The 17,208-nt window shown below is 48.3% G+C and carries 16 protein-coding genes and 1 pseudogene; 13 read left to right on the top strand and 4 right to left on the bottom strand.

Features of this window, described 5'->3' with window-relative positions; genetic code table 11:
- The first annotated feature begins 103 nt into the window (after positions 1-103).
- The 5 genes and pseudogenes from dapA to CIP100161_RS07430 all read left to right on the top strand — a co-directional run bounded on the left by dapA (position 104) and on the right by CIP100161_RS07430 (position 8,236).
- Entirely contained in the window at positions 104-1,009 is a 906-nt protein-coding gene (gene dapA / locus CIP100161_RS07450; RefSeq protein ID WP_155873244.1) for a 4-hydroxy-tetrahydrodipicolinate synthase, read from the top strand.
- Between the two features lie 170 nt (positions 1,010-1,179).
- Positions 1,180-3,066, top strand: a pseudogene (locus CIP100161_RS07445) (ribonuclease J); the annotation flags it as partial.
- A gap of 84 nt (positions 3,067-3,150) precedes the next feature.
- A complete protein-coding gene (locus tag CIP100161_RS07440) occupies positions 3,151-3,816 on the top strand; it encodes a TIGR03085 family metal-binding protein (protein WP_155873240.1) in 666 nt (221 codons plus the stop codon).
- 75 nt (positions 3,817-3,891) lie between these two features.
- On the top strand, positions 3,892-6,948 hold the full coding sequence (locus CIP100161_RS07435) for an FtsK/SpoIIIE family DNA translocase (protein ID WP_155873238.1): 3,057 nt from the start codon (positions 3,892-3,894) through the stop codon (positions 6,946-6,948).
- Positions 6,949-7,228: 280 nt separating this feature from the next.
- Positions 7,229-8,236, top strand: a complete 1,008-nt coding sequence (locus tag CIP100161_RS07430; RefSeq protein WP_155873236.1) for a TerC family protein — start codon at positions 7,229-7,231, stop codon at positions 8,234-8,236.
- 81 nt (positions 8,237-8,317) lie between these two features.
- Here the strand turns inward: CIP100161_RS07430 and CIP100161_RS07425 are convergent, their stop codons facing one another.
- The gene (locus CIP100161_RS07425; protein WP_155873234.1) at positions 8,318-8,611 is read right to left on the bottom strand and encodes a YciI family protein; all 294 of its coding nucleotides are present in this window, start codon (positions 8,609-8,611) and stop codon (positions 8,318-8,320) included.
- Positions 8,612-8,704: 93 nt separating this feature from the next.
- Between CIP100161_RS07425 and pgsA the strand changes: the two genes are divergently transcribed.
- The 4 genes from pgsA to CIP100161_RS07405 all read left to right on the top strand — a co-directional run bounded on the left by pgsA (position 8,705) and on the right by CIP100161_RS07405 (position 11,209).
- Entirely contained in the window at positions 8,705-9,295 is a 591-nt protein-coding gene (gene pgsA, locus CIP100161_RS07420; RefSeq protein ID WP_155873232.1) for a CDP-diacylglycerol--glycerol-3-phosphate 3-phosphatidyltransferase, read from the top strand.
- Entirely contained in the window at positions 9,288-9,821 is a 534-nt protein-coding gene (locus CIP100161_RS07415; RefSeq protein ID WP_155873230.1) for a CinA family protein, read from the top strand. Before pgsA ends, CIP100161_RS07415 begins: the two co-directional genes overlap by 8 nt.
- 88 nt (positions 9,822-9,909) lie before the next feature.
- A complete protein-coding gene (locus tag CIP100161_RS07410; protein ID WP_071574634.1) occupies positions 9,910-10,239 on the top strand; it encodes a helix-turn-helix domain-containing protein in 330 nt (109 codons plus the stop codon).
- A 130-nt stretch (positions 10,240-10,369) separates the two neighbouring features.
- Positions 10,370-11,209, top strand: coding sequence for a PspA/IM30 family protein (locus CIP100161_RS07405; RefSeq protein WP_155873228.1), 840 nt, complete (start codon positions 10,370-10,372; stop codon positions 11,207-11,209).
- Between the two features lie 57 nt (positions 11,210-11,266).
- On the opposite strand, the gene CIP100161_RS07400 is transcribed toward CIP100161_RS07405, so the two are convergent.
- From CIP100161_RS07400 to CIP100161_RS07390, 3 genes are all read right to left on the bottom strand, one after another.
- Positions 11,267-11,881, bottom strand: a complete 615-nt coding sequence (locus CIP100161_RS07400; RefSeq protein ID WP_155873226.1) for an energy-coupling factor transporter transmembrane component T family protein — start codon at positions 11,879-11,881, stop codon at positions 11,267-11,269.
- On the bottom strand, positions 11,878-12,570 hold the full coding sequence (locus CIP100161_RS07395) for an energy-coupling factor ABC transporter ATP-binding protein (protein ID WP_155873224.1): 693 nt from the start codon (positions 12,568-12,570) through the stop codon (positions 11,878-11,880). Before CIP100161_RS07395 ends, CIP100161_RS07400 begins: the two co-directional genes overlap by 4 nt.
- 64 nt (positions 12,571-12,634) lie before the next feature.
- Positions 12,635-13,219 (bottom strand): biotin transporter BioY, encoded by a 585-nt coding sequence (locus CIP100161_RS07390; protein WP_155873222.1) that lies wholly within the window; start codon positions 13,217-13,219, stop codon positions 12,635-12,637.
- 86 nt (positions 13,220-13,305) lie between these two features.
- Between CIP100161_RS07390 and CIP100161_RS07385 the strand changes: the two genes are divergently transcribed.
- The 4 genes from CIP100161_RS07385 to miaB all read left to right on the top strand — a co-directional run bounded on the left by CIP100161_RS07385 (position 13,306) and on the right by miaB (position 17,195).
- Positions 13,306-13,497, top strand: a complete 192-nt coding sequence (locus CIP100161_RS07385) for a DUF3046 domain-containing protein (RefSeq protein WP_155873221.1) — start codon at positions 13,306-13,308, stop codon at positions 13,495-13,497.
- 253 nt (positions 13,498-13,750) lie between these two features.
- A complete protein-coding gene (gene recA / locus CIP100161_RS07380; protein ID WP_155873219.1) occupies positions 13,751-14,869 on the top strand; it encodes a recombinase RecA in 1,119 nt (372 codons plus the stop codon).
- Positions 14,859-15,488 (top strand): recombination regulator RecX, encoded by a 630-nt coding sequence (gene recX / locus CIP100161_RS07375; RefSeq protein ID WP_155873217.1) that lies wholly within the window; start codon positions 14,859-14,861, stop codon positions 15,486-15,488. The genes recA and recX overlap by 11 nt, the downstream gene beginning before the upstream one ends.
- Before the next feature lie 168 nt (positions 15,489-15,656).
- Positions 15,657-17,195 (top strand): tRNA (N6-isopentenyl adenosine(37)-C2)-methylthiotransferase MiaB, encoded by a 1,539-nt coding sequence (gene miaB, locus CIP100161_RS07370; RefSeq protein ID WP_197737882.1) that lies wholly within the window; start codon positions 15,657-15,659, stop codon positions 17,193-17,195.
- The last annotated feature ends 13 nt before the right edge of the window (positions 17,196-17,208 follow it).

Genomic DNA, 17,208 nt, shown 5'->3' with positions numbered 1-17,208 from the left:
ATGCTGGGTTTCGGGCCAACTGAAACCGAGAAAATGGCGATATTTCGATGAAATGTCGACATAATGATTACTTATTGGCTATAAGCGGGTAACCTAGACCACCATGAGCACAGGTTTGACAGCGAACAACGGAATCGAAGAGTTTGGAACTATCGCAGTGGCGATGGTAACTCCTTTTGATGCTAATGGAGCTCTTGACATAAAAGCTGGTCAAAAGCTGGCAGCTCACCTTGTGAGCAATGGCATTGATTCCTTGGTGCTTGCCGGTACGACGGGCGAGTCACCCACTACATCGTTGAAAGAAAAGATCGACCTGCTCAAGGCCGTCAAAGCGGAGGTAGGAGATAGCGCCAAGCTTATAGCTGGTGCTGGAACCAATAACACCGCAGCTTCGGTCGAGATGGCTCGGGCCTCAGCAGAGGCCGGAGCTGATGCTTTGCTGGTTGTTACCCCTTACTACTCTAAACCGAGTCAAGAAGGTATCTATCAGCATTTCCGCACAGTTTCGGAGGCAACAGACCTGCCGATTTGTGCGTATGACATCCCTCCACGTTCTGTGGTACCCATCGCACCGGACACCTTGCGTCGATTGGCTGAGTTGCCAACGATTACAGCTGTAAAGGATGCTAAAGGAGATATCGCAGCTGCCACGACACTTATTGCTGAAACTGGACTGGCATGGTACTCGGGTGATGACCCGCTTAATCTGCCATGGTTGTCGGTAGGCGCAACAGGTTTCATTTCGGTGATTGGTCACTTGGCACCACAGTTGCTGCGAGAGATGTACACAAACTTTAATCAGAGCAATCTTGAGAAAGCTCGAGAAATTAATGCCCAACTAGCACCATTAGTTGCTGCTCAAGCTCGTTTGGGTGGCGTTTCTTTGGCAAAAGCAGGTTTGCGTTTGCAAGGAATTGAGGTTGGAGATCCCCGTCTTCCTATTGTGGCTCCTAGTGAGTCCGAGATTGAGGATCTTCGCCGTGACATGAATAAAACTGGAGTATTGTAAATATGACTGAACCTCGTAGCCGTGCGCGCAAGGTTACCCGTAAAGCTGGTCCTCCGGAAGCTGCAGAGACGCCAGTTTTCCAAGCACCTGATTCTGCTGCAACGGCTGAGCCGGCAGAATCTGCCGTAAAGAACTCCGAAAAGAATGAAAAAGATTCTTCTGTGGAGTCCTCACGAAACAACCGCGGACGCAACACTCAACGCGGTGGTCGTAATCGTCGTGGTAATGGTTCTTCTAACCGTTCTTCACAATCGAAGAACAACCAGTCCAACAACAGAGGACGACGCACCCCTGTGAAGTCAATGCAGGGTGCTGATCTTACGCAGAGGCTGCCTGAGCCACCTAAGGCTCCGAAGAACGGCCTACGTATTTATGCCCTAGGTGGCATTTCTGAGATTGGTCGTAATATGACCGTCTTCGAATACAACAATCGTTTGCTGATCGTTGACTGTGGTGTTCTGTTCCCATCTTCGGGTGAGCCGGGAGTGGACCTTATCCTTCCGGATTTTGGACCGATCGAGAATAAGCTCGACAAAGTTGATGCTTTGGTAATCACTCACGGTCACGAAGATCACATTGGCGCAATCCCATGGCTGCTAAAGCTGCGTCCGGATATGCCTATTCTGGCTTCCAAGTTCACTATGGCATTGATTGCTGCAAAGTGTCGTGAGCACCATCAGCGTCCAAAGCTAATTGAAGTAAACGAGAAGTCGGATATCAACCGCGGTCCGTTCAACATCCGATTCTGGGCGGTAAACCACTCGATTCCTGATTGCCTCGGCGTTGCTATTAAGACAGGCGCTGGTTTAGTTATCCATACTGGCGACGTAAAGCTTGATCAGACCCCGCCAGATGGTCGTCCAACCGACTTGCCGGCACTTTCTCGTTTCGGTGATGAGGGCGTGGATTTGCTTCTTTGTGAGTCAACCAATGCAACAGTTCCGGGATTCTCTGGTTCTGAAGCAGGCGTTGCTCCAACTTTGAAGCGCCTGATCAGTGATGCAAAGCAGCGTGTTATCTTGGCATCGTTTGCATCGAACGTCTACCGTGTTCAGGCAGCCGTTGATGCTGCTGTTGCTGCAGGTCGTAAGGTAGCGTTCAATGGTCGCTCCATGATTCGAAATATGGAAATCGCCGAGAAGATGGGCTATTTGAAAGCACCTCGCGGCACCATTGTCAGCATGGATGATGCAGCCAAGATGGCTCCACACAAGGTTGTACTAATCACGACTGGTACACAAGGTGAACCTATGGCTGCTTTGTCGCGTATGGCACGTCGTGAGCATCGGCAGATCACCGTTCGCGATGGTGATTTGATCATCCTGTCGTCTTCTTTGGTTCCTGGTAACGAGGAAGCTGTTTTCGGCGTAATGAATATGCTGTCCCAGATTGGTGCGACCGTAGTAACTGGCCGTGATGCCAAGGTGCACACGTCGGGACACGGATTCGCTGGCGAGTTGCTGTTCCTCTACAACGCTGCTCGTCCAAAGAACGTCATGCCGGTTCACGGCGAATGGCGACACCTGCGGGCTAACAAGGAACTAGCCATTTCTACCGGTGTCGAGGAAGACCGAGTCGTACTAGCTCAAAACGGTGTTGTGGTTGACCTCGTTGATGGTCGCGCTCGTGTTGTCGGTCAGATGCAGGTTGGACATCTTTATGTTGATGGTGTGACCATGGGTGATATTGATGCTGAGGTTTTGGAGGAGCGTACTTCCTTGGGTGAAGGCGGCTTGATCGCTATTACCGCAGTGATTGATTCGCGAACTGCCCGATTGCTTGAGCGTCCGACAGTTCAAGCCAAGGGATTCTCTGAGGATGCCGTCGCGATGATGCCAGAGGTGACTGAGCTGGTTGAAAAGACGATGAATGATCTGGCCGCAGAAGGTGAAAATGATCCATATCGTATGGTTCAGCAGCTGCGCCGTCGTGTTTCGCGATTCGTCGAGCAGAAGTGGCGCCGTAAGCCAATGATTATGCCAACGGTCATCCCAACTACGTCAGCGACCATCGATATCGATGATGCTGATGTTCGTGCAAGCCGCGAAAGCCAGTAGTTCCTAGTAATTGATTAATCCCTCAGAAGTTGTCGTTATATAAAGGCAACCTTTGGGGGATTTTTTATCTCTACAATGGATCAAATGAATCTGGCAACTAGCGAACGCGCCCAATTGGCTACTTTACTTTTAGAAAAAGGGCCAAATGTTCCAACACTTTGTGGTGATTGGAGTACTCAAGAATTGGCAGCCCATCTTCTTATGCGAGAAAATCGTCCATGGATCGCTGCTGGTATGTTTCTTCCAGGTGGGCATCGTATTGTTGATGATGCGATGGGAAAAATTGTTCAACAACCCTTTGAACAAGTAATTATGCAGTGGATGGAGGGGCCGAAATGGGGGCAGCTAGGAAGGTACTTTGATTCGGTAGCTAATCGGATTGAGCACTTTGTGCACCATGAGGACGTGCGTCGAGGTGAAACTACGGTGGGGCAGTGGCAGGATCTAGATCTATTGCCCACACATGCAAAGCCGCGTATCTTATCTGAGCGACATTCGAGAGAGCTTAATGACGCTATGCGATGGGTTGCACCGCTATTGCTACGTCGTTCTGCCTGTCCGGTGGTCATTGAACCGATAGGATTCTCGCGTTTGGTCGTTGCCGACACAGGGGTTGTGTCAGCTCGAGGTGATTCTGTGGTTCATGTCCGTGGGGATATCGGGGAAGTGGTTTTGTGGATTTTAGGCCGTAACCAAGTAGATCTGTTCGTTGATGGACCCACACACTTACTCAAAAAGTCAAGGCTATAGCGTAGATTCAAAAATCTTGTGCGGATTAGTGTTGTGAATGTGATGAATGTGACTTAACAGTCTAAGCTGGAGGCCATGACTGCCAGAAGCAATTCCTCTTCCTCGGGGATCTCCTCGAATAAGCGACCGCGTACAAGCGGTAGTTCGCCGAGCTCGAAATCGCGTAGGGGTTCTGGCAGCGGTCCCGCAGGGCGCAGTCGAAAAACTACTTCGGGAGTGAGCTATCCAACTAGTTCGGCCAGACGTGCATCAGAAACCTCTGAAGAACGTACGGGCAGTGCATTTCGTGCCGTTGGTTCCGGCCTTGGAACTTTAGTTTCTGCTACTGCGCACGGTGTGGGATCGGTGACGCGTGCGGTGGCACGGACACTCCATAGGGAACGCGACGATGAAGAAATCGATTCAGTTGAAGATGCGTTTTCTTCTGAAGAAACTGTTGTCACAAGTAGGAAAAGAAAACCGTCAAGGATGACGAAGACTAAAAAAGATCTTTTTGATGGCGACATCGAAGATCAGCGCGATGATTATGATGAGGATGCCAGTGCTGGGCGTTTTACGTTGGCACTTAGTGACGAGTCAGTCGATGGTATTGGTTTAATCCTTATTGCATTGGCATTTATAGTGGGAGCCTCGGTGTGGTTTGATATCGCCGGTCCGATTGGTGCCGCGATTGCAGCAGGCGTTCACTTCGTCATTGGGGCGGGAGCATTAATACTGCCTTTGGTACTTGTTGCAATAGCCATTGCCTTGATGCTGGGCAAACTACCTGAGCCTGAACATCAACCTCGACTGCTGCTAGGAACAAGCGTCATCGTCATTTCCATGCTTGGCCTCATTCATTTGTTTGCAGGAGACCCCATGGACTGGCAGGGACGTACGCATGCGGGAGGATTCGTAGGTGCCTATTCAGGTGGACTGATCGCTCGCGGATTTTCTGTTTATCTTGCTATTCCGCTTTTGGTGCTCGTGATTATTTATGGCGCGCTGCGCATTAATAATGTCACGGTGAGAGAGCTTTTTGAAGCTATTCAAGATTCTGTACAAGGGCTTCGTGACGACTCTGAAGATGAAGACGATCCGTTATATGCAGATGCTGACGCTGAGATCGAGGCTCGGAGTCGTGGCGAAGAATTGCACCGTCCACAACCACGGCGCGAAAAGCCCCGTCCGGTTCCAGCACGGAGACGAATGAGTACGCCGCTTGTCGACGACGTCGAAGAAGGCGCTGCTTCTCGTCCGCTTTTCGACTCCACCAGCACAACGCGACCGCAAGAAAGTTCTGTCGAAACTCAGCGTGCTGCGCGAGATGTATCTGAGACGGACGAATTCCCTGCAGTAGATGAGCCTACTGTTGTTGTTCCGCGAAAGCTGGGCGCTCCGCGGATGAGCCTTCCACAGACGCCAGTTACTGATGCGGAAGTTGCAGCAGATATCGTTGCGGCTGGCCGAAAAGCCGTTCAAGATGCTGTTAAGGCCCGAGAAGCTCGCAGCGTGAGTTCAGAGCCGGCGCCGGTTCCATCTCCGGCTCAACCATATGAGGCACCTGAGTCGCATTATGCTGTGCCAAGTACACAGCTATTAATTCCTGGAAAAGAAGCAAAGACCCATTCAGAAGCGAATGATCGAATGATCGAAGCTATTTCTGAAGTATTTGCTGAGTTTAAAGTTGACGCACATGTCACTGGGTTCTCTCGTGGCCCAACAGTGACACGCTATGAGGTAGAGCTGGGGCCTGGCGTGAAGGTTTCAAAAATCACGAATTTGCAGTCGAACTTGGCTTACGCAGTTGCAACTGACAACGTACGACTATTGACGCCTATCCCAGGTAAGTCAGCGGTGGGAATCGAAGTTCCCAACACAGATCGCGAAATGGTCCGCTTGGGTGATGTTCTGAACTCGGAGAGCGTACATTCGGATCATGATCCGATGCTGATTGGACTTGGTAAAGACATTGAGGGCGACTTTGTTGCACATTCGGTGCAGAAGATGCCTCACTTATTGGTTGCAGGTTCTACCGGTTCAGGTAAGTCTGCTTTTGTTAACTCCTTGTTGGTATCACTACTTACTAGAGCTACTCCGGAAGATGTTCGTCTCATCTTAGTGGATCCAAAGATGGTGGAATTGACACCATATGAGGGAATTCCTCATCTGATTACGCCAATTATTACTCAGCCAAAGAAAGCGGCAGCAGCGCTTCAGTGGTTGGTTGAAGAGATGGAGCAACGCTACATGGACATGAAGTCCACACGCGTGCGTCATATTAAGGACTTCAACCGAAAAGTTAAGTCAGGCGAAATCCAAGCACCTTTAGGATCTCAGCGGGAATATCATCCTTATCCTTACATCGTCTGTGTCGTCGATGAGCTCGCGGACTTGATGATGACAGCGCCTAAAGAGATCGAGGATTCCATTGTTCGTATTACGCAAAAGGCACGTGCTGCAGGTATCCACTTGGTCCTAGCTACCCAGCGACCTTCAGTTGACGTCGTCACGGGATTGATCAAGACCAACGTTCCATCGCGACTCGCCTTCGCGACGTCCTCTTTGACTGACTCTCGAGTGATTTTGGACCAAGCTGGTGCTGAAAAGTTGATTGGCATGGGGGATGGTTTGTTTATCCCGCAGGGTGGACGTCCACAGCGTATCCAGGGTGCTTTTGTTACTGATGAAGAAATCCAAGCAGTCGTGGAAGCCGCGAAGGCTCAAGGTGAGCCAAACTACACCGAAGGCGTAACCGAAGACAAAGCTGCTGAAGCTAAAAAAGATATTGATGCCGATATCGGCAATGATCTGGAAGATCTTTTGCAGGCAGTAGAATTGGTTGTTACTGCGCAATTAGGGTCAACTTCGATGTTACAGCGTAAATTGCGTATTGGTTTCGCTAAAGCCGGTCGCCTTATGGATTTGATGGAAACGCGTGGCATTGTGGGGCCATCCGAGGGATCAAAAGCCCGAGAGGTATTAATCAAACCTGAAGAGTTAGAGACAACTCTGTGGATGATTAAAGGCGCTAAGCCGGAAGATGCTCCAAAGGAAGATGATTGGCAACCAGCAGACTCTGGTGCTTCTGATGCTTCGGATTCATCGCATGGCGAACATGCTGCGTATAACCCTTCAAGTAATGCTTTTTAAGTTGGATTTTTAGATGCAGTGCCGTGATGACATGCACTGATGATTTCCTAGGTGCGGTGGGATGATGTGATCGGCTACACTGTGGGATTGTAGTTGGAGGGGAGTACCCCACCCACGGCATTGATCGTCAACACGGTTACCATGCGAGGATTCTCGTAAGATCCCGGTCATGTCGGTTTACTTTGATTTAGGTTATTTGCTCGAGCAAACCTAATCAGAGTAAGCGGGGGAGACCTCCGGTTCATCTGCTCAATGATTGAGACCGGAGGTGTCTTTTTATATGGAAGTAAACGCTGTGACATGGGTGATCACCATTGCGGCGATTGCAGGTTTTTTCGTATTTGATTTCTTTTCTCATGTGCGTACCCCACACGAGCCAACGCTTAAAGAATCAGCGCGTTGGTCCGTGTTTTATGTCGTCTTGGCTTGTGTGTTCGGTGTATTTTTATGGCTGACGTGGGGAGAACCTGGCAACCCTCATCAACACGGAATTGAGTTTTTCACCGGTTATGTAACCGAAAAGGCTTTGAGTGTTGATAACCTCTTTGTTTTTGCTCTTATCATGGGAGCATTTAAAATTCCCCGACAGTATCAGCAAAAGGTGCTGCTGATAGGTATTGCATTGGCCTTGGTCTTCCGGCTTGTGTTTATTCTTCTCGGAGCAGCTGTTATCCAAGCATGGTCGGATGTGTTCTATCTGTTCGGCATCTTCTTGCTGTACACCGCCCTGAAGCTGATTTGGGACGAGGTAACCGATAAGCCGGAGACTGACCCTAGTGACATGCGAATTATCAAATGGTTGCGCAAAGTCGTGCATGTTACCCCGAATTACGAGAAAGATCATCTCTACATCCATCAAAAGGGTAAGTTTGCATTAACGCCACTGTTTATCGCCCTTGTTGCGATTGGCATGATCGACTTAATGTTTGCATTCGACTCAATTCCAGCAATTTACGGTATTACTCAAGAGCCATACGTTGTGTTTACTACTAACGCATTTGCGCTCCTAGGATTGCGGCAAATGTATTTCTTGCTGGATGGACTATTGGATCGTCTTGTCTATCTGGCTTATGGCCTCGGACTTATTTTGGCTTTCATCGGTGCAAAACTGCTGTTGCATGCAATGCATGAAAATAAGCTTCCATTCGTCAATGGTGGGGAGCACATCGCTGTTCCAGAAATTGCTACGCACTGGTCGCTTGTTGTGATTGTAGGTATTTTGGCAATCACAATTGTCGCTTCGATTATTAAGTCCAAGCGTGATGACACTCAAGGTGTTGTTCGCTAAGTACGACTCGCTTGACTATTGAAGCCGTTGATTTTCTGCCTAGGCAGAAAATCAACGGCTTCAATTATTTCGATTTAAATTTTAGGCACCAAAAACGTTTAACACTGGATTCCATGTGTGAACTGTTCGTCCTGAGATGGCTCCTTCGGAGTAGAAGGGGTCTTTGTCCATGAGCGCTTGGGCGTCGTCGATAGTTGCAGTTTCTGGCAAAGAGATGACGAGTAACGCTCCACCGTTGCCGTCGATAAATGGTCCAGAACCGATGAGGACACCGTTATTTTTTAATTCGGCACAAAATTCGCGGTGGTGTGGACGATGCTCCGCAATTTTGGGGTTATTGGGGTCGTATTCGTAGAGAAATGCATATGTGGTCATAGGGCACATAGTAGTAGGCAGACAAAAACGGGGGAGGGTACTTCCGTGACGATGCGTGGTAGTACATAAGATTTTGTTTTGAGGGTAGTGTGAGTGAGTGTGAAACAGGAGCGCGAAAATACGTCAGAGCACAGCACACCATCTAATTGGAACGTTCCTAATGTGCTAACGAGCTTGAGAATCATTGTGATTCCGGTGTTTGCATGGTTCGTTCTTCAAAGTGATGGTCATATCACGCGATGGTTATGGTGGGCTTTTGGAACCTTTGTGGCGTTGATGATCACTGACAAACTTGATGGAGATATAGCGCGCGCCAAAAATTTAGTCACAAATTTTGGGAAAATTGCGGATCCGATTGCCGATAAAGCCCTGATGATTACCGCTTTAGTAACTCTCAATATCATTGATTTAGTACCGTGGTGGATAACGATTGTTATCGTCGCACGAGAGCTCGGTATTACTTTGTGGCGTTTCTTTGAGCTGAAGAAAGGCAACGTCGTCCCAGCAAGTAAGGGCGGTAAAATTAAAACCACTTTGCAGGCTCTTGCTGTAGCACTATATCTCTTGCCATTGCCTGATGCAGTACAACCGATTCAGTTCTTTGTAATGTTGTGTGCAGTTGTGGTGACTGTCGTAACGGGTGCTCAGTACCTAATCGATGCCAAGAAGCTTAAAAATGCTTGACGACGCAACCCAAGCTGCTGTAATCCGTATGGTTGATAAATTAAAACAGCAGAACTGCACAATTTCTACGTGCGAATCACTCACTGCTGGGCTAATGGCGGCGACTATTGCCAATTTACCGGGGAGCAGCCAAGTACTGCGAGGTGGATTGATTACCTATGCCACAGACTCGAAAGTCTCAGTAGCAGGTGTTCCCGCTGCTACTGTGGAGGAATATGGTCCGGTTTCATGGCAATGCGCAGAAGCTATGGCAATCGGAGCTAAGCGACAGTTTCAATCGCAATGGGCTGTTTCTTTAACCGGTGTAGCTGGACCAGCTATGCAATGCGGACAATCCGTAGGAACCGTATGGGTTGGAGTTGCGCTGCCTAACGGAACGATGAAATCAAAATTGGTTGCTGAGATTTTATCTGTTTCTGAACAAGTGGTTACTGGTGATCGTCAAGCGATTAGGCTTGCGGCGGTGCGGGCCGCTGCGATGTGGATAACCGATCTGTTAGGGCTCGTGGGCACAACGGAAAATTGAGCTTATAAGACTCAATGATTGCATGGCATGATGTGTACATTGATTAATGTTGGGAACAAACTAGACACGATCGGCGTTTGACTATTTGATGATGAAATACACTGCGGTACTTGACAAGCCTGTGACAGGAAACGAAACAACCGGATCTTTACCGGAACCCTTGCTTCGTGAGGCTCTAGGTGCTGCTCTGCGTGCTTTTAGAGCAGACAAAGGGATTACACTTCGCGAGCTGGCAGAAACCTCACGCGTGTCTCCTGGCTATCTATCGGAGTTAGAACGTGGGCGTAAAGAAGTTTCCTCGGAGCTCCTTGCGTCGGTATGTCATGCGCTTGGCACTTCAGTTTCTGATGTCCTCATTGAAGCAGCAGGCACCATGGCAATGCGCTCAGCCGAAGCTGATCTAGCTAGAGTGTCTTAGTAGCTGTTACTGCCTGCGCTACTATAGCTTTGCGTGATTTTCACAAAATTTATAAAAAATTTCATCACTAATTGATGTGCTGCAGTCTTCAGTATGCGCAGCGAATACATAATGAAAGGGCGATACGTCGATGGCGAATCCTTTTACTAAAGCATGGAAATACCTCATGGCTTTGTTTGATTCGAAAATTGAAGAGAACGCTGATCCTAAGGTACAAATTCAACAGGCTATCGAAGACGCCCAGCGGCAGCATCAAGAGCTGTCTCAGCAAGCGGCAGCTGTGATCGGTAACCAGCGCCAGTTGGAGATGCAACTCAACCGTCGTCTCGCAGAAATTGAAAAACTCCAAGGAAATACGCGTCAGGCAATCCAACTGGCTGACAAAGCTCGTGCTGAGGGAAATATTCAGAAGGCAACTGAGTATGAAAATGCTGCAGAAGCGTTTGCAGCTCAGCTAGTTACTGCTGAACAGGGCGTAGAAGATACTAAACAGCTTCATGACCAAGCGCTCCAGCAAGCTGATGCAGCGAAAAAGGCCGTAGAGCGTAACGCTATGGTTTTGCAACAAAAGGTAGCAGAGCGTACTAAACTTCTCAGCCAGCTTGAGCAGGCAAAGATGCAGGAAAAGGTTGCGGAGTCTATTCAGTCGATGAATTCGATTTCCAACCGCGACACTCCTAACCTTGATCAGGTTCGTGAGAAGATTGAACGTCGATACGCTAATGCCTTGGGCACTGCTGAATTAGCTCAAAATTCTGTTCAGGGACGGATGGCAGAGGTGGAGCAAGCAGGTATCCAACTCGCCGGCCATTCTCGCCTAGAACAAATTCGTGCAGAGATGTCTGGTGGTCAGCTAGGTGCTGGAAATTCTGCTACGCAGCAATCGATTGAATCTGCGCAACAGGCTACGCCAAGTGCCGCAGATGATGCAGTAGCGCGGAAAATGCGCGAGCTTCGCGGAGAAGCTTAAAGCTTTCTGGATGGCTAGCGCGGATCCACTAGAATATGGATCCGCGCTAGCCATTTTTTAATCTCCAGCTCCGCGCGCCATTAGTGCATCCGCAATCGATCGAGCTCGTTTAATAGAACGAATCATCACAGGAGTACCAAGAGCCGTTAGTGAAAAAGCAACGCCACGTGCTTTTCGGGCATCAAGGACCTCATTAACGGTGTTGAGCATTAGCGGCAAAAGCCGGAGTGTGAGGGAAAAGGCCAGAACCCCTGATTCTACTGGGAAACCATATTTCTTCAGGGGCTGGAGCGCACTTTCAAGAGCATCCATCATAGATGCGAGTGTCGACGTTAGCGTGACGAGCACCGCAGCCATTAATCCTGCGTAGATGGTAAGAACTAAACTTGATGAATAGGACAATCCACGTTGCCACCATTGAAATGCGCCCAGAGTTAGCAAAACTGGTAAGGGAAGCCACAATTGTGACCATGCCACGGGCAAAGGGATTTTGGCCACGAAGTAAAGCGAGATTGCCACAACACAGGAACTTAGTGCTCGAAGGGGAGTAGTCCCCCATACAGTCGAGGCAACGATAAAGGCGATCAGAATACCAAGTTTGATCAGCGGTGGAGTTTTGTGGACAACTGATTCTCCAGGAACATATACGCCTAAAGGTATGGTCTGGATCATAGTGGATTCGCCCTCATTAGGGCTTGGTAATGATCAATAACTTCAGATGGAGTCCCGTCAGCAACGATGGCGCCATCATTGATACAAATGACGCGATCAAAGTCTTCAAGGAAATCTAAGTCATGTGTTACCACAATCAACTGTTGTCGTAATTGTGCAAATTCTTTCCTGATGCGCTCACGATTACGCATGTCCAAAAGTGTTGTCGGCTCGTCTGCAATAATGACATTTGGTTGGATTACCAATACTGCAGCTAGGGCCAATAATTGTTTTTGACCACCAGAAAGAAGATGCGGCGACTGCTCAGCATGATCTTCGAGATTAAAACGTACTAGCATGTCATTGACTCGCTGTTCACGTTCGGATTTGCTGAGTTTGAGTCGACGTAACGAAAAAGCAATGTCATCCTTGACAGTAGGCATGACAATTTGATTTTCGGCGTCAGAAAACACGAATCCAACGGCTCGTCGGATGCTCTTGCCGTCTTTGGCGACATGCATGTCATCGACGGATACTGTGCCGCTCGAGGGTTGACCTAACCCATTGATTAAACGCACAAGTGAAGATTTGCCGCTTCCATTGGCACCGATAATGCCGATTCGTTGTTCACTAAGGGTAAGCGAAATATTGTTAAGAATGCACTTGTCCTCAAAGCGAACCGTGACATCCTGAAAAGAAATTGTAGGCATAGTATTTTGTATGAATGCAGTAATGAATAAAGCAGCGGTACAAGGTGTCGCTGCTTTATTTATACTATTTCATTTTGGATGAAGTTCTTAGATCGGGGAATGCTGCGTGGACTCCGATTGCAATGAAAACTGCTACCACCATCTTAATAACGTCTGGGCCAATGAAAGGAACATTGACGAGTAATGCCTTATTGAAGTCCATACCGGCGCGAAGCATAAGTCCTAGGGTGCCAAATGCGTATTGGGTGACAAGTGCCAGTAACGCGGCTACAAGGAATGCTACAAAGGCAAGGGGTTTTGGTTGCTTTGGTGCGTTATAGGCAATAATGCCGGCAACCAGTACTGATACCAAGTAGCCCACCAAATATCCAACGGTAGGGCCGGGGAGTGCAGCAAGGACAGAACGGCCACCTGCTAGAACTGGCAGACCGATGAGACCTAGAGCGAGAAATAGTGCGGTTGCTAGAAAACCTCGCCGTGCACCAAGAATGAGGCCTGCAAGCACGATGACGGCATTTTGCATTACGATGGGCACGCCTGCGGCGCCGGCTGGAATTGACACAAAAGCGAACACGATGATGAGTGCAGCAAACACCGCGATATAAGCGAGATCGAGAAGGTTTTTTTGAGATGAATAAGATGTAGACACAAGCAGTTACTGTACTGTGTCGTGGAGTTTGCGTCACATATCCAACGTTGCAATATCCATACCGATGAGAATAACGAGGAAGACCAATGCGATTGACTGCCTTCTATCAGAAGCTTGAAGAGGAGTTTGGGCAGATGAAGGGCGCTTGGATCGTTCACTCACATGTACTGAGCAGAACTGGAAAAACCGTCGAAGATAGTATCGAACACGAAGTTGACTTAAGGCAGGTCTGGTTTGATTTATGTGATGATTTTAAGATTCCTGAGCAGCGACGTTAATTCTTGATGTTGATATAACAATTTCTATGTGAGGTGCTTGGAGATTTTTGTCGAACATGTATTCGTGTATTCTGGTTTGAGATAACTGGTGTCGTTGGGTCTAGGGCTTATAGTCAATACCGTTCGTTGGGGCGGATCACCGTACAAACGTAAAATTTACCCCTGCTTTCACCCCGTGGATCTTTTGGGTGAGTGAATACGTCTAAATAAAAGAGAACAAGTTTTAAAGAAACGAGAAAAGGAGCACCGATCAATGGCGCCAAGAAAAAATAGTAAAACGCAGCAACCTACTGGAGATAATCGCAAGAAAGCGCTCGACGCAGCTCTTGCAATGATCGAAAAGGATTTTGGCAAAGGTGCGGTTATGCGTCTTGGTGACGAGAATCGTCCACCTATTAGTGCTATCTCCAGCGGTAACACAGCTATCGATGTAGCTCTAGGAATTGGTGGCTTCCCTCGTGGGCGTATCGTTGAGGTATATGGTCCGGAGTCATCGGGTAAGACCACTGTGGCATTGCATGCCATCGCGCAAGCTCAAAAAGCAGGAGGTATTGCGGCTTTTATTGATGCTGAGCATGCTCTCGATCCTGATTATGCACGGAAACTAGGCGTAGACACTGATGCATTGCTTGTTTCTCAACCAGATACCGGTGAACAGGCTTTGGAGATCGCAGATATGCTTGTGCGTTCTGGTGCAATTGACATCATTGTCATCGACTCAGTTGCAGCATTGACTCCAAAGGCAGAAATTGAAGGCGAAATGGGAGATAGCCATGTGGGTCTCCAAGCTAGATTGATGAGTCAGGCGCTCCGTAAGATGACCGGTGCGCTTTATAATTCAGGAACTACGGCAATCTTTATTAACCAGCTACGTGAGAAGATCGGTGTTATGTTCGGTTCTCCCGAAACAACGACCGGTGGTAAAGCCTTGAAGTTCTATGCCTCAGTTCGGTGTGATGTCCGACGGATTCAGACGCTTAAAGATGGACAAGATGCCATTGGTAACCGGACACGTTTGAAAGTGGTAAAAAATAAGGTTTCGCCACCGTTTAAGATCGCAGAATTCGACATCATGTACGGTGAGGGAATTTCACGTGAATCTTCGATTATTGACCTAGGCGTTGATAATGGAGTTATCAAAAAATCTGGTTCTTGGTTCACGTATGAAGGTGACCAGCTTGGACAAGGAAAAGAAAAAGTTCGTCTCTACCTTAAAGAAACACCAGAGCTGGCCGATGAGATTGAAGATAAGATCTTTAGAGCGCTTCATATTGGAAAATACGCTGCATTGAAGGATGCTGACGATGCGCTGACTGATGACCCAGTAGACATGGTTCCCAATGTAGATTTTGATGACTCGGATGACGAATAATCAATCCGATTCTGCTCGTAGTGGCAATGCTTCAGCTGCGCAGTCAGAAAAGATTGCGCAGCTGAAAGCCGCTCTTCAAAATTTTTCTTCATCAAACAGTAACTTGTTCGATCATGCGCTTGAGGAAGAAAAAGCAAAGGTACGCAAGCGTGCTCTTCTGCTTCTCGACCAACGGGCACGATCTGTTTATGAACTCACCAATCGGCTCATTTCAGCTGACTTCGACCCACACATCGTCGAATATGTCGTTGAAGATCTGATTCGCGCAAACCTGCTCAATGATGAGAATTTTTCTAGAGAATGGGTACGACAGCGTCGTCAACGTCGCGGGAAATCTCGACAAGCCCTAACACGGGAACTTCGGGATAAAGGAATAAAACCTGAGATCATTGCAGACGTGGTGGGAGATATCCAGCCTGAAGATGAGCAAAATATTGCACGAGAACTTGCCTATAAAAAGGCTCGATCATTAAAGGAAGAACCGTGTGACTATCCGGAATACCAAAAAGCATTGCGTCGCACAGTGGGGGTTTTGGCACGGCGGGGATTTTCGCAGTCGATGGCACTAGAGATAGCGCGAGAAGCGATTGATGCAAGGATAGATGAAATAAGGCGGTAGCTACTCGTAGCGTCTCAAAAAAATCAAGATCCATAATTGTGCTCGTGTCACATTGGGCTTGTACAATGTCTGCTCGTGTCATCTGCAACCGAACAAAACACTAATTCTGTCATTAACGATTCTGACTTTTCCTCTGAGCGTGCTGCGCAAGAAGAGACGTTTAACGATATAGAGTCTCACCGCGTACCTAATGTAGGTCAGGGAAGATCCTTTGAGGTAAGAACGTTCGGTTGCCAAATGAACGTTCATGATTCGGAGCGTCTATCTGGATTGTTAGAAGAAGCCGGATACCATGCGGTGGCTGATGGTGAAGAGCCTGATCTTGTCGTGTTTAACACCTGTGCAGTGCGAGAAAACGCAGATAAGCGTCTTTATGGCACCCTAGGACAGTTGCGGTCAGCCAAGGAAAAGAACCCTCGCATGCAAATTGCTGTAGGTGGATGTTTGGCTCAAAAAGACAAAGATACGGTCGTCGCGAAAGCTCCTTGGGTTGATGCAGTTTTTGGTACTCACAATATGGGAGCACTGCCATCGCTTTTGAGCCGATCCGAGCACAACAAACGCGCCGAGGTGGAAATAGTTGACTCTCTCGAGCAATTCCCATCAGTTTTACCTGCAAAACGTGAGTCAGCTTATGCAGGATGGGTATCGGTTTCGGTCGGATGCAATAACACCTGTACCTTCTGTATCGTGCCATCGCTTCGCGGTAAAGAGGTCGACCGTCGCCCAGGTGACATTTTGGCGGAAGTCCAAGCCCTCGTTGATCAAGGAGTCAGCGAGGTTACCCTTCTTGGCCAAAACGTCAATGCCTATGGTGTGAACTTCTCTGATCCTGATATCGAGCGTGATCGTTTCGCGTTTTCCAAACTTTTGCGCGCGTGCGGAAAGATTGAAGGACTGGAACGCCTACGTTTTACCAGCCCTCATCCCGCAGAGTTCACACATGACGTGATTGACGCTATGGCTGAAACCTCCAATGTGTGCCCACAGCTCCATATGCCGCTCCAGTCTGGTTCGGACAAAGTCTTGAAGGAAATGCGTCGATCATATCGCTCAAAGAAATTTTTGGGCATTCTCGATGAAGTACGAGCCAAGATTCCGCATGCGTCTATCACAACTGACATCATCGTAGGATTCCCTGGAGAAACCGAAGAGGACTTCCAAGAGACGCTGAATGTAGTAGAAAAAGCACGTTTTACTAGTGCCTATACTTTCCAATACAGTCCTCGCCCCGGTACCCCAGCAGCAGACTATGCAGATCAGATTCCTAAAGAAGTGGTCCAAGACCGATATGAACGACTCCTCGCGCTACAAGAGCGGATTAGTACTGAAGAAAATTCGAAGCTTATCGGTACTGAGGTTGAACTGCTTGTCCAAGCATCTGGTGGACGAAAAAATGATAAAACTCACCGTATGACTGGCCGTTCTCGTGATGGTCGTCTGGTGCATTTCGATCCACACGGACATATTGACGGAGATATTCGCCCAGGAGATGTGATTACCACTGTAGTAACTGATGCGAAGCCATTTTTCTTAATTGCAGATTCTGGTGTTTTACAGCATCGCCGAACAAAAGCAGGGGATATGAGTGCAGCCGGTAAAGTTCCCACCACTGCTCCAGTAGGAGTTGGGTTGGGTCTGCCGTCAATTGGTTCTCCGGCGCAGAAGCATACAAATACGTCGAAAGACAGTGGATGTGGCTGTTAGCTGTAATGTGGCA

The organism is Corynebacterium rouxii (genome assembly GCF_902702935.1).
Classification (GTDB): Bacteria; Actinomycetota; Actinomycetes; order Mycobacteriales; family Mycobacteriaceae; genus Corynebacterium; species Corynebacterium rouxii.
The sequence above is the reverse complement of the archived record's forward strand: the minus strand, read 5'-3'. Positions and strand labels throughout refer to the sequence as shown.